General features: G+C 59.7%; 10 protein-coding genes. 6 read left to right on the top strand and 4 right to left on the bottom strand.

Going from position 1 to position 13,191, the window contains the following annotated elements; translation table 11 throughout:
- The first annotated feature begins 15 nt into the window (after window positions 1-15).
- Window positions 16-1,521, top strand: a complete 1,506-nt coding sequence (gene arfA / locus F591_RS0104325; protein ID WP_019533361.1) for an arabinosylfuranosidase ArfA — start codon at window positions 16-18, stop codon at window positions 1,519-1,521.
- A gap of 127 nt (window positions 1,522-1,648) precedes the next feature.
- Entirely contained in the window at window positions 1,649-2,236 is a 588-nt protein-coding gene (locus F591_RS0104320; RefSeq protein WP_040741082.1) for an RICIN domain-containing protein, read from the top strand.
- 398 nt (window positions 2,237-2,634) lie between these two features.
- Here F591_RS0104320 and F591_RS0104315 read toward each other — a convergent pair whose 3' ends face one another.
- Both F591_RS0104315 and F591_RS0104310 read right to left on the bottom strand, forming a co-directional pair.
- Window positions 2,635-3,600, bottom strand: coding sequence for a DUF4097 family beta strand repeat-containing protein (locus tag F591_RS0104315; RefSeq protein ID WP_019533359.1), 966 nt, complete (start codon window positions 3,598-3,600; stop codon window positions 2,635-2,637).
- A gap of 473 nt (window positions 3,601-4,073) precedes the next feature.
- Window positions 4,074-5,072 (bottom strand): LacI family DNA-binding transcriptional regulator, encoded by a 999-nt coding sequence (locus F591_RS0104310; RefSeq protein WP_019533358.1) that lies wholly within the window; start codon window positions 5,070-5,072, stop codon window positions 4,074-4,076.
- Between the two features lie 178 nt (window positions 5,073-5,250).
- Between F591_RS0104310 and F591_RS0104305 the strand changes: the two genes are divergently transcribed.
- From F591_RS0104305 to F591_RS0104290, 4 genes are all read left to right on the top strand, one after another.
- Window positions 5,251-5,664 (top strand): hypothetical protein, encoded by a 414-nt coding sequence (locus tag F591_RS0104305; protein ID WP_156829447.1) that lies wholly within the window; start codon window positions 5,251-5,253, stop codon window positions 5,662-5,664.
- Entirely contained in the window at window positions 5,645-6,967 is a 1,323-nt protein-coding gene (locus tag F591_RS0104300; RefSeq protein ID WP_019533356.1) for an ABC transporter substrate-binding protein, read from the top strand. The genes F591_RS0104305 and F591_RS0104300 overlap by 20 nt, the downstream gene beginning before the upstream one ends.
- Before the next feature lie 79 nt (window positions 6,968-7,046).
- Window positions 7,047-8,012, top strand: coding sequence for a carbohydrate ABC transporter permease (locus F591_RS0104295; RefSeq protein WP_019533355.1), 966 nt, complete (start codon window positions 7,047-7,049; stop codon window positions 8,010-8,012).
- Window positions 8,009-8,854 (top strand): carbohydrate ABC transporter permease, encoded by an 846-nt coding sequence (locus tag F591_RS0104290; protein ID WP_019533354.1) that lies wholly within the window; start codon window positions 8,009-8,011, stop codon window positions 8,852-8,854. The genes F591_RS0104295 and F591_RS0104290 overlap by 4 nt, the downstream gene beginning before the upstream one ends.
- A gap of 935 nt (window positions 8,855-9,789) precedes the next feature.
- Here the strand turns inward: F591_RS0104290 and atzF are convergent.
- Window positions 9,790-11,514 carry an allophanate hydrolase gene (atzF, locus tag F591_RS0104285; RefSeq protein ID WP_019533353.1) on the bottom strand — a complete coding sequence of 575 codons (1,725 nt, stop codon included), beginning with the start codon at window positions 11,512-11,514 and terminating at the stop codon, window positions 9,790-9,792.
- Window positions 11,515-13,191, bottom strand: a complete 1,677-nt coding sequence (locus tag F591_RS27350; RefSeq protein WP_019533352.1) for a PucR family transcriptional regulator — start codon at window positions 13,189-13,191, stop codon at window positions 11,515-11,517.

Raw genomic sequence — 13,191 nt, 5'->3', positions numbered from 1 at the left:
AAGGTGGCTTAAACGATGGAAACAGCAAAGCTAATCGCCAGCAAAGATTATACAATCGGCCGGACGAGCGAGCGATTGTTCGGCTCGTTCGTGGAACATATGGGCAGTGTCGTCTACAACGGCATTTACGAGCCGGACCATCCGGCGGCTGACGAGAACGGCTTCCGCACGGATGTGCTCTGCCTGGTGAACGAGCTGGCCCTGTCGGTCGTCCGGTACCCCGGCGGCAATTTTACGTCCGGCTACGACTGGAAAGACGGCATCGGCCCGAAGGAGTGGCGTCCGGTCCGCACGGACGTCGCCTGGCGGCAGATCGAGCCGAATACGTTCGGACTGAACGAATTCATGAAATGGATCGGCAAGGTCGGCGCAGACCCGATCATGACGGTGAACCTCGGGACGAAAGGGATCGAGGATGCCAAAAATATATTGGAATACTGCAACTTCGAGGGAGACAGCTACTGGAGCGAGCTGCGGAAGGCGCACGGCGTCGAGCAGCCGTACCGGATCAGGACGTGGTGCCTCGGCAACGAGCTGGACGGCGAATGGCAGATCGCCCGCAAGACGCCGGAGCAGTACGGGCTGCTTGCCTGCGAGACGGCGAAGGTGATGAAATGGCTCGATCCGGGCATCGAGCTCGTCGCCGTCGGCAGCTCCACCCGGCAGATGGCGACCTACCCGGAATGGGACCGGAAAGTGCTGGAGCTGACATACGAGCATGTCGATTATTTGTCGCTGCACAACTATATCAGCAAACGCGAGGCCGATACCGCGACGTACCTGGCGATGCCGATGGACATGGAGAAGCAGATCCGCGAAGTCATCGCGACGTGCGATTACGTGCAGGCCAAAAAGCGCAGCGGCAAAACGATGATGCTGTCGTTCGACGAGTGGAACGTCTGGCGCGCGCCGGACGTGGAATATACGCCTTGGCAGACGGGCAGCCCATATGACTGGGTCCGTTTCCGGATGGAGGACGCGCTCGTGTTCGGGTCGGCGATGCTGACGATTTTACGCCATGCGGACCGGATCGGCATCGCCTGCCAGTCGCTGCTCGTTAACACGATTCCGATGATTTTGACCGAGAAGGGCGGCGCGGCTTGGCGCAATCCGACGTTTTATCCGTTCGCCCACGTCTCCCGATACGGACGCGGCCAGGTGCTGCGGGCGATCGTCGAGTCGCCGAAGTACGACACCTCGGTGTACACCGACGTGCCGGTCGTCGATACGACGGCCGTATACCGCGAGGAGCAGGGCGAAGCAACTGTCTTCGCCGTCAATCGGGGCGACGAGCCGCTCCTGCTGGAGCTGTCGCTGCGGGATTTCGGAACGTGCCGCCCGCTGGAGCACATCGCGCTGAAGCACGAACGGCTGGACGCGGTGAACACGTCGGCACAGCCGCTGAACGTCAGCCCGGCCCGCGAAACGGGGACGTTCACGAGCAAGGACGACCACACGGCCGTACTGCTTCCGCCGTATTCCTGGAACGTCGTCCGGTTGGCGACGGGAGAAAGCCGGTAATTGATCATTACGCGTGCAAGGATATCAGCCCAGACGGGAACGGAAAAGGACAACTTTGCGGCCATCGTTCATCGTCCGGGCTTTTATCATAATTGCTGCTACCGGGAAAGGAGGGAACACGGTCGACGTGCGGCTGAGTCAGTCATCCGGCAATCTATGCTCGCAACGTACGACCTCCTTCAACGTCCATCTGAACGCCGGCGTCAACACGATCAAGTTTTCCTACAACGGCACTTATGCGGAAATCGATATGATCGACGTCTATCAACCGGGCGTCGCGGCCGCAGGCGAGTTCAAGGTGCGGAACCGGAACAGCGGCAAATTTCTCGAAATTTACCAGAACGCAACGGACGACGGGGCGCTTGCGGTTCAATGGGGCGATACCGGCGTGCCCGGGCAAATCTGGTCGTTCGAATCGGCAGGCAGCGGCTACTACCGGATCGTCAACAAAAACAGCGATAAGCTGCTCGAGGTTGGCGGGGCGAGCACCGCAGACGGGGCGGCTGTCAACCAATGGGGCAACACGAATCACCATACGCAGCAGTGGTCGCTGCAGCCGACATCGGACGGGTACTACAAGCTTCCGAATCGCAACAGCGGCAAGCTGCTGGAGGTGTACCAGAACGCGACGAGCGACGGCGCAAGCGTCGTCCAGTGGAGCGATACGGGCGCAAACGGCCAGCAATGGACGCTCGTCAAGGAAGGAATTCAATAAGCCTCAACAAGCCGGAGGCGGTCGGACGGATGAGTCCGGCCGTCTTTTTTAGACGGGCTGCCGGGAATGGCTTGCTCGCATTGCCAGCGTTACGTTGCAAGCCTCGTTTGGCGTGCCGTGGGCGGGCTCGCGTTCTGCCGGGCAGACTTAAGCTAACGCAAGCCACAGAGCTTATTTAATTCAGATTTGAAATTGTAACGCAAGCGAGCAGCCTTATTTGGCATTTTGGGCTACCTATTCTTGAAAATTATGCGGTATCCATACGCTGAATTTTCAATACCGCAGGTGACGACCGATAACGGAAGGAATCGCTTGTCATAGGCGGCTCTCTTGAAAATAGCCCGGGGCCCGCGGCCCATTTTCATCTTCTGATGGTGCCGCGCAAGGGGTATGGGCGTCTATTCCAGCGCGAAATCGCCGGAGCCTGTGCGGACCTTCAGCTTCACGTCGCCGCTGCCGAACGTCCCTTTCAGGCGGTTGCCGTCCTCATTGCTTTCCTTGTTCTGCATTCCGTTCCACTGCACTTTCCCATTGCCGGAGCCGCTCTGGAAATCGACGGCCAGCGAGGACGGCTCCTGGGCGAGAGCGATCGTTACGTTGCCGCTGCCGGCCCGAAGATCAGCATCATACAACAGCTGCTCCGCTTCCAGATGGATGTCGCCGGAGCTCGTCTGTCCCTGCAAGACTGACTCGCCCTGCTTCAGCACGACGTTGCCGCTCTCCCCCTGAAACTTCAGCAGCGAAGCCTTGTAACGCTCGGCCGATATATCGCCGGAGCCGGATTCCAGCACCATCGCGTCGGCCTCGCTCTCCTCAACCTCCATATTGCCGCTGCTGGTGTGCACCGTCAGTTCTCCGGCCTTCGCTTGTCTCATATCGATGTCGCCGCTGCCAGCCTTGACTCGCACCTTTTCCCCTTGAATGCGCTCGATCTCGATATTGCCGCTGCCGCTTTCGACTGCGGCCAATGTCCACTGCTTCTCCGGCAGCTCCACCGTCAGATCGATGTCCATTATATTGACGCCCACACTGATGCCCTCCGGCAGCTGGACTCCCAGCTCCAGCGTATCGCCGTTCGGCTCGGCCTTCAGCTTCACCTGCTTCCCGTTTTTGGCGCTGACCTCGCCATACAGACGCGCTTTGATCTGATCCGAGCTGCCAGGGACGATCCGCACATCGGTGCTCCCCGTACGAATGATCAGGCTGCGAAAATCATCGGCGGCAAACGTCTGCTCATCGTCAATCTCTCTGGTATCAAAGGAAAATCCGAAAATAACGCCAGAAATTTTGTCTATCGGCTTCATCGTAAAGATCAGCAGCAGGACACCTGCCGCGATAAACAACAAACCTATTTTTTTGTGCATGGCTCGCTTCCCATTCCTTCCGTCATCCCTTTTTCTTTGAAAATAGCCCGGGGCGCGCGGCCCATTTTCATCTTATGATGGGCTGCGCAAGCGGCATGGAGTCTATCTTGCGGCATCTACGCGCCGAATTTTCAATGCCGCAGGTGACGCCGAGCACGAAGTCTTCGTTCGTCGTAGGCGTCTATCCCGTCTGTATCCCGAAGCCATATTCAGTATAACATTCCGAAGCAGCGTGAAGCTTTAGACCTGCGTAGAGAATACAGCCCGACTTAAGTCCAGTTTCGTCCGGGAGCGGCTGGTGCCGCGGCGGCCAGACGCAGACAACCGCCCTGCGTCAGGCTTGCAAGCCATAACAGGACGGCTGTCCGGGCGGACGTAAAGCCCCTACTACCGGCATGCTGCGACCGCGCCCGGGCCGTCTCGCGCCGCTTGCCGCATGGCGGCGGGACGCATGAGGCAAGCCCGCCGCCGGCTTATCGCCCAGGTTTCGGCGGCGCGCAGGACAGCCGTTCGGCCAGCTCCACCTCCGCCATAGGCGGCGAATCGTCGCCCGGATGCTCGACCATCCGCAGCGCCGCCTCTGCGATGCAGGCGGCCATCTTCTCGACCGGCACGCCTACGGCGGTAACCGGTATTTCCAGATGAGCCAGCTGCGGCACATGGTCATAGCTGACGATGGACATGTCGGACGGGATGTGAAGCTGCGCTTCCTTCATCGCCAAAATAATGCCGACGGTCAACTCATAGCTGGCGCTGACGATGGCGGTCGGCTTATCGCGGCACTGCAGCAAAAATTTGGCCGCGCGGTAGCCTTCCTGCCATACAAGCTTGCGCGTATGAACCCGCAGATGGGGGTCTGCCGGCAGACCCAACCGGTCCATCGCTTCCATATAGCCCAAAAATTTGTCATGCTGCTTGCTGAAATGATCTTCCAGATTGCCGACGAAGCCGATGCGGCGATGTCCGAGTCCGTGGAGATAGCGAACCGCCGTTTCGATCGCCCCCTTGCGGTTGACATCGATGCTGGCATAAGACGAGGCCACATTGGAGAGGCCGAACGACAGCACCGGGATTTCGGAACGCACCGATTCGGAAGGATCGAACATCCGGTTCAGCTCGAACACAAGAATGCCGTCGACATGAAGCCGGTTGAACAGCCGCACCCCTGTCTCCAGCGAGCCGACGGACAGTAAGGCGGAATACGACCGCTTCTCCAGCTCGGCCGTAATATGCGTCATCAGCGTGGATATGGCGATAATTTCGACGGTAGGCCAGACGATGCCGATGATGCCGCTTTTCTTGGAGACGAGACTTTGGGCGATCAGATTCGGCTGGTAGCCGTACTCGTCCGCCAGATCCTTGATTTTGCGCTTGGTCTGCTCGCTCACGAGCGGACTGTTTTTGAGCGCTTTGGATACGGTGGAGTAGCTGACGCCCGCCATGCGGGCAATATCTTTGATTGTGACCGACATGTGCGTCCCTCTTTTTTACAACGTTGTTTGTTCTTTAATTATAAGTCAAAAGCTTGCCGTCATCTATGGGATCAATTGATTAAAATTTGAACTCATCTGCCAATTGACAAATAGAATGAAAGCGCTTTATAATTGCAGATATCAGCACCAAATAAAAACGTTGTTATGAGCTTTAAGCATGAAGCTGTCCGCTCAAGCCTATGCTGTTCGGACGGATCGCGTTCATTCGCGAAAGAAAGGGGGGCCTGAAAGCTGCTGTTTGCCGGAAATGTCGACGGCGATTTGTAAGCGCTTTAGAAATCCTGTTTGTCAGACGCTCATGGCTCTTGCGCGGCACGATCAGAAGCAGATGATGAAAATGGGCGGCGCGCCCTGGAGTATTTTCAGGATGGACGCCTATGACGAACGCTATCTTACATCATCAGTCGTCACCTGCGGTTTTGAAAATTTGCCGGCGGATTACCGCCAAATTTTCAAAATAGACCCCCATGCCGCTGGCGCGGCACCATCAGAAGATGAAAATGTGTCGCACGCCCCCCGGGCTATTTTCAAGATAGGGAGGTTCGAGAAGAATGACAGGATCTATTCGTAAAACCGTTTCCGCACTCGCCGCTTCGGTCTTGCTTTCCGGAACCGTGCTCGGATGCAGCGCGGGCGGCAAGCAAGCTTCCGGCGGAAATGCTCCGCAGCCAGGCGGGCAGCAGGAGCAGATTCAGCTTCGCGTCGCCTGGTGGGGCTCTCAGGACCGGCACGACCGTACGCAGAAGGCCATTCAGCTGTTTCAGGAAAAATACCCCCATATTAAGGTCAGTGTGGAATTTACGGGCTTCGACGATTATTGGAACAAGCTCGCCACCCAGGCGGCCGGCCAAAACTTGCCCGACGTCATACAGATGGATTACAAATTTTTATCCGAATATGTGGAACGGAAACTGCTTGCCGAGCTCGATCCCTATGTCCAGTCCGGCACCCTGAACTTAACCGATGTCGACGACGTGTACCTGGACGGCGGCAAAATCGGCGGCAAGCTGTATGCGGTTAACCTCGGGGCGAACTCCCTCGCGATGGCGTACGACCCGGAGATGTTCCAGCAGGCAGGCATCCAGGAGCCGCAGCCAGGTTATACGTGGGAGGACCTGGAGGCCATGGCCCGGGAGCTGAAGGCCAAGCTCGGCCAGGACGTCTGGGGGATGCCATTGGCCAACGAGATGAATATGTTCAAGCACTATTTGCGCCAGAAAGGCCTGTGGCTGTACAGCGATGACGGCAAAAGTCTGGGCTATCCCGACGATCAGGTGCTGACTGACTTTTTCAACTACTGGGACAAATTGAGAAAAGACGGCATCGTGCCGCCGCCTGAGGTTACGCAAAATATTAAAGGGCTGGAGGACGAGCTGATCGTGCACAAGAAATCGCCGGTCATGTTCTTCCACAGCAACCAGATCATCGCCTTGGCGAAAGCGGCGAACCGTCCGCTCAAGCTGACGATTTTCCCGAAGCTGGCAGGGGGCCAGGAGGGCCATTTTATCAAGCCGTCCCAGTTCTTCTCGGTGACGACGCAGTCGAAGCAGCAGGAAGCCGGCGCCATGTTCATCGACTTTATCACGAACGATTTGAAGGCGAACGAGATCCTGGCCGCCGAGCGCGGAGTGCCGATTTCCAAGAAGGTGCGCGACCATCTGTTCGCGAGTCTCGACCCTGCGGGCAAGGAAATGTTCACCTACGTTGAGCTCGCCCAGCAGCATTCGCGCGAGATTCATCCGCCGGACCCGGCCGGCTCGACCAAGATCGAAGCCGCCTTCAAGCGGATTCAGGAAACCGTCAATTACGGCAAGAACACGCCGGAGCAAGCCGCCAAGCAATTCCGCGAAGAAGCGGAGAAGGCATTGAAGTAACGGGCACCGTATTCCCCCGGCAAGCCACCTGCGTTCGCATTAGGGCGAGGCGGCTTGCTATTCCCAAGGAGGTGCGACGATGAACAGCCAAGCCGATACGACTAGCCAAGCGGTCGATACGAAAGCCTATCGAAGCGGGACCGCGGCCAGAACGAAAAACCGTGTTGTGCGCAATCTCATCGGACTATCCTTCATTTCGCCGTGGCTGATCGGCTTTCTCTTTTTCACAATCGGGCCGATGGTCGCCTCGCTTTATTTGTCCTTTACAGACTACGACTTGTTGTCCGAAGCGCAGTGGGTCGGTCTCGACAATTACGTGACGATGTTCACCCAAGACCCCCGCTTCTGGACGGCGCTCAAGGTGACTTTCTTCTTCGTCTTCGTTTCCGTTCCGCTCAAGCTGGGATTCGCTTTGTTCATCGCGATGCTGTTTAACGGCAAGCACCGCGGCGTCGGCATATACCGGACCGTCTATTATATCCCTTCCATTATCGGAGGCAGCGTCGCCGTCGCTGTTATGTGGAAGCAGCTGTTCGGCCTGGAGGGAGCGGTCAACGGCATTTTGTCGCTGCTTCACATTCGGGGCACAAACTGGATTGCCGATCCGCAGACGGCCATCTGGACCCTGATTCTCCTGGTCGTCTGGCAGTTCGGCTCGCCGATGCTGATTTTCCTGGCCGGCTTGAAGCAAATTCCGGCCGAGCTGTACGAAGCGGCGGAGGTCGACGGCGCGGGCAAATGGCAGCGTTTTGCGCAGATTACCATCCCGATGCTAACCCCCGTCATTTTCTTCAATCTGGTCATGCAAATGATCGGCGGTTTCATGACGTTCACGCAGAGCTTTCTCGTCACGAGCGGCGGACCGCTGGACAGCACTTTGTTCTATGCCGTGTATTTGTACGAGAACGCCTTCGCCCATTTCGAGATGGGGTACGCCTCCGCGATGGCCTGGATTTTGTTAATCATCGTCGCGGTGTTTACGGCGCTGATTTTTAAATCATCTTCCTTCTGGGTCCACTACGAGTCGGAGGAGGGAAATCGATGAGGAAGGCCATACCGTGGAAAAGCGTATCGTTCCATAGCTTCGTGTGCATTTTCGGCTTGTTTATGCTGTATCCGATCTTGTGGACGGTCGCCAGCTCGCTGAAGCCGGAATCGGAAATTTTCGTGAACGCCGCTTCTCTCATCCCGACCGCCCTCGAATGGGGCAACTATGCGACGGGCTGGAAGGGCTTCGGACAGGTCGGCTTCGACACCTTCTTTAAAAACTCGGCGTTCGTCACTAGCTTGGTCGTCATCGGCACGTTGTTTTCATCGACGCTGGTCGCCTTCGGCTTCGCCCGGCAAAAGTTTTGGCTGCGCAACGCCCTGTTCGCCTGCCTGATGATCTCGATGATGCTGCCGAGCCAGGTTACGCTCGTACCGCAGTACATTTTGTTTCAAAAGCTGAATTGGGTGAACACCTACAATCCGCTGATCGTGCCGGCCTTCATCGGCGGGACGCCGTTCTTCATCTTCCTGCTCATCCAGTTCATTCGCGGCATCCCGCGCGAGCTCGACGAGGCGGCGGTCATCGACGGCTGCAGCCCGTACGGCATCTTCTGGCGGGTCGTGCTGCCGCTCTGCAAGCCGGCATTGGTGACGACGGCGATCTTCTCGTTCTATTGGACGTGGGACGACTTCATGGGGCCGCTCATTTATTTGAACGACGTCAGCCTGCACACGGTGTCCCTCGGCCTGCGCATGTTCGCCGACCCGTCCGCCGTCACCGCCTGGGGGCCGATGTTCGCGATGTCGGTGCTGTCGCTGCTTCCGCAATTGCTTGTCTTCCTGTTCTTCCAGAAATATTTGGTGCAGGGCATTGCCACGACAGGCTTGAAAGGGTAGTTGAGATAGGAGAGGCACGCGCCCGAGGACTAGGCCTTGTCCGGACCAAGGGGACGGCAATCCGCGGCCGTCCCCGGCCGATGACCGGGGCAAGGCTGCCCATTGGCCAACCGCGCGGGTGGGTGGGCGGAGGCGGGCCGGGGACGTGAGAGAAGCTTGGGGCTCGTCCGAGCGAACGGTCCTCTCTCGCCGCACCATTACGCCTTTTGGCATGATAGCGCCCTGCGAGGGCCTTATTCCGGCGAAAAGCCGGATTTGGCCGCGCTTAAGACCTTGACAGGGCTCTATTTCCCGGCGGCCTTGCCCGGATCGGCTATTATAGCGCTTTCACCGAAAAATTACGCCCCGATAAGGCCTTATTTCGCTGGAGAGACGCTTTTTCGCCGAGATAAGGCCCCGAAAAGTCTTTATCACATTCAAGCCCGGCCGATTCAGCCATTTCGGATAGATGGGCAGGCGGGACGAAAGACCAGGCGGTGCCCCACTGCCCCACTGACATCGTACCGGGAGCTTCAAACCGCGCTTACATCGACGCCGCACAGACCAAATTGTGCCCACACCGACCTTCACTGAGGCTGGATGGGAAGCTGGACGGGACCGCTGCGCGGCTGCTCCGACCTCGCGCGGGGACTAAAAAGTGCCTGCACCAAGGCCAAACCGGGCCAATACGGTGCCTGTACCGACCTCACATCGGGGCCATATCGCGCCTGCCCCGACCCCAAACCAACCAAATCGTGCCCGCACAGGATTCATCGCCTACGTCCACGGATCGCGGCCGAAACCGCAACATCGCTCGTATTCTTCGCCGGGAACTTATCAGCACCGCCGCCAAAAAGGGCAGGCGCTTCGTCCTCTCGAGTGACAAAGCGCCTGCCCTTTTCTGTTCTAACGGCCGCAGCAATCACCGGCCGGCCCACATCCCGGCCGCCCTCCGGCTAACCGATCGCTGCCCGCCAGCCGCCGTGCGCGGTGATGTCCTCCGCCCCTGCGGCGGCGTACGCCTCGCAGATGAAGCCGGGCACCTCCGTGCCGTCGGCCAACTCGACCTTGCCGATGCCGAGCGGCGCGGGAATGGCGGCGGCGAAGGCGCCGAACATCGCCAGCGGCATCTCCCAGATCTCCAGACGGAGGGAGGCCCCGCCTTCCTCCGTCCGGATCAAGCCCGGCTTCGCGGGAGCGGTCGGCAGCTTCACCATACGGTATTTGGCCGCCGTCGCGTCCTCGCGGACGAACCGGGCGCCGTGCTCCCGCATTTGCCGCTCCAGCGGCAGCCCTCGCATGTGCAGGCCGCAGACGGCCACCGGCGTCGTCCTGCCAAAGGCCGCAAACATTCTCGCGGCCTCCGCGATCTCCCCTTCCCTGCCCGCTGGCGCAAACAGCGTGATGCCAAACGGCAGACCGTCAGCGGCATCCACGGACGGCACCGCGACCGCGCACAGATCGAGCAGGTTGCAGTGGTTCGTGTATCGGCCCATGTCGCTGTTGGCCCCGACCGGGTTGTCCCTCACCTGCTCGCGCGTCCACGTGCCGCCGCAGGTCGGCATAACGAGCACGCCGTCCTGCAGGAGCCGCCGAGCCTCAAGCTTCAGCCGCTGCAGCCGGTGCATCGCCCGAAAGCCATCGGCCGCGCAGAACGCCACGCCTGCGCCGGAGCGTAAGATACCCTCCGTCACCGGCAAGGCCGCGCCCGGATGCGCCTCGATGAAGGCTCCGAGCCCTGCCCAGCGCTCGGCGACCCACGGGCCGCCGTACAAAATGTCGGCCGCCTCGGAGAACAGCCCGATATCGACGTACCCCACGGGCATTCCTAACGCCTCGAGCCGCGCCACCGACGCCTCCCATGCGCTGCGATACGCCTCCGCATATGGGCCGTAGAAGGCCAGCGGATGCTTCGGCACATACAGCTTACGCGGAAGCTCCGGCCTCACGGGCGGAACGGGCCGCGACCACGGATCCTCCGGGTCCTCGCCCCGGACCAGCCCGTCGACGACAAGCGCTTCGTCCAGTTCGCCGGCGAATACCGTCACGCAGTCGAGGCTGGCGCAGGCAGGGACGACACCCGCCGTCGGCCAGGCGCCGACGCTCGGCTTCCACCCGACCAGGCCGTTCAGCGCGGCCGGGACGCGGCCGGAGCCGGCAGTATCCGTGCCGAGCGCAAATACCGCCTGCCCCCTGGCGACGGCAACGGCCGAGCCGGAGCTGGAGCCGCCGCTGATCAGCTCGCTGCGCAGCGCGTTGTGCGTCTCGCCGTAAGGGCTGCGCGTGCCGACGAGACCGGTGGCGAACTGGTCCAGGTTCGTCTTGCCGACCGGGATGGCGCCGGCCGCCACCAGCCGCTCGACGACGGCGGCATGCCGCTGCGGCGTATAGGCGTACTCCGGGCAAGCGGCCGTCGTCGGCATGCCCGCCACGTCGATATTATCCTTCACGGCGAACGGTATCCCCCACAGCGGAGCATGCTCGGGATCGATATCCCGCAGCCGGTCCAAATAAGGCTGCAGCCGCTCCATCGCGGGCGGCAAAATCCAGATGTTCATCCCCCGGTCATCCTCGGCGCGGCGTATCACCTCCCGAATGACTTCCTCCGGCGTCAGCGCCCGCTGCAAATACATTTCCCTCAGCCTTGTCAACGACAGCTTGAACGGAATAGTCTGCTGCACTTAGTTCACCTTCTTTTCCTCATATCCTCCTGCCGCGAAGCCCGTTCCCGCTTCCTCGCGCTTGCCTTCGGCAGGCCGCATTTCCTCCAGCTTCACCGCCAAATGCAGCTGGAGCATCTCGTCGCCGCTCTCCGTGTCGATGCCCAGCAGCTCGCAAATCCGCTCGATCCGGTAATTGACTGTATTGTAGTGCGTGAACAGCTCCGCCGACGTTTTTTTCGCATTCCGGTTATGCTTGAAATACGTCTTCAGCGTGTCCAGCAGCGTCGTGCCATTCTTGCGGTCATAGTCGAGCAGCGGCAGGATATACCGGTCGCGAAACTCGCTGACCTCCTCCGATTCCGGCAGCAAATAGAGCAGTTGGAACGCGCCCAGCCGAGCATAATCGACGCACAGATCGCGCAGGTCGCAAATCGCGCTGATGTGATGTATTTTCCGGGCCTGCTGAAAGCTCGCGCTCACCTGATCGGCTCGCTCCACCCGGCTGCCCAGACAGACGGAACAGCCGCCGGACGCAGGCGTGGCTGCTTTCAATTCCGCCGCAATCGCCTCGACGATCCCCTTCACTTGATCCTGATACGGCACGGTAACAAGCAGCGCAAGCTCTCCCTCGACAATCGTCGCATAGACGCCCCGGCCCTTCAGACCGGAGCGAAGCCGCTTCACCAGCAGCTGCAGCTTCTTCAGCGGCGGCTTTCCGCTAATCCAGCGCACCAGACCCGCGTACAAATCCTGCCCTTCCTCAATCGGGCAGCCGCACGCCTCCGCCCGAATGTTCAAGTCCTCTAGCGTCACGATTCGGCCGGACAGCCAATCCTGCAGAAATTGGTCGATATACTTCGCTTCGACCTCCTTCCGTGCACTCGCATTGATCATCTCCAGCCCGACGAGCACGCCGACGCGATCGATCGTCAGCTGATCCACCACCGAATGCTCCTGATTCCATTCCAGCAGCAGAAGGAGAGAATTGCCGTAACGAGCGTTCACCGCTGAAATATAGACGCGGATGCGGCGCTCGCCGATCGTCAGAAAGCTGACGCCGAGGCCGCTGTCGTCCCGGAGCTGCGACCAGTTCATGGCGTATCCCATCTGCCGGACGGCCTGCTCGGCCTGCGGGGATAGAAGGACGTGATCCTCGTCGTCCAGCAAAATAACCGGATTGTTCAGCATGCGGTCCAGCGTCTGCAGAAATTCCTCGATGCCTTCGCCGTACAGCAGCTGCTGCGACAGCTTCTGAAACCGGCTTTGCAATAGGGACAGCTCCCGCGCCTCCTGGACGAGCACCCGCTCCATAATATCGCGCACCACGTCAGAGAAGACGGTCGACGCCGGCAGCTCGAATACCGGAAAATCGAGCTGCTCCGCAATCTCCAGCGCCCGCTTCGGAATGTGCTCGATATAGCGCTTCGTCTTGATCCCGAGCGCCGAGACGCCGCGGGCCGCCAGTTCGGGGATCATGACTGTGATGCCGTCCGGGTTGTCCCGGAACGGGAATCCGCTCGTGATCAGAAACTCCCCGGGCCGCACCCAATCGATCACGTCGGGCACTTCCATGACATTCACGCGGGAGATCGGGCGGTGCAGGCCGTTCGCTCCGGCAAGCACAACCGCTTCCTTGAAATCGGGAATCAGCAAAATGTCCCCGCAGGTAAAGCCGATCTTATTGCTGCTTGCCAT

It is taken from the genome of Paenibacillus ginsengihumi DSM 21568, assembly GCF_000380965.1.
In the GTDB taxonomy this organism is placed as follows: Bacteria; Bacillota; Bacilli; order Paenibacillales; family NBRC-103111; genus Paenibacillus_G; species Paenibacillus_G ginsengihumi.
The sequence above is the reverse complement of the archived record's forward strand: the minus strand, read 5'-3'. Positions and strand labels throughout refer to the sequence as shown.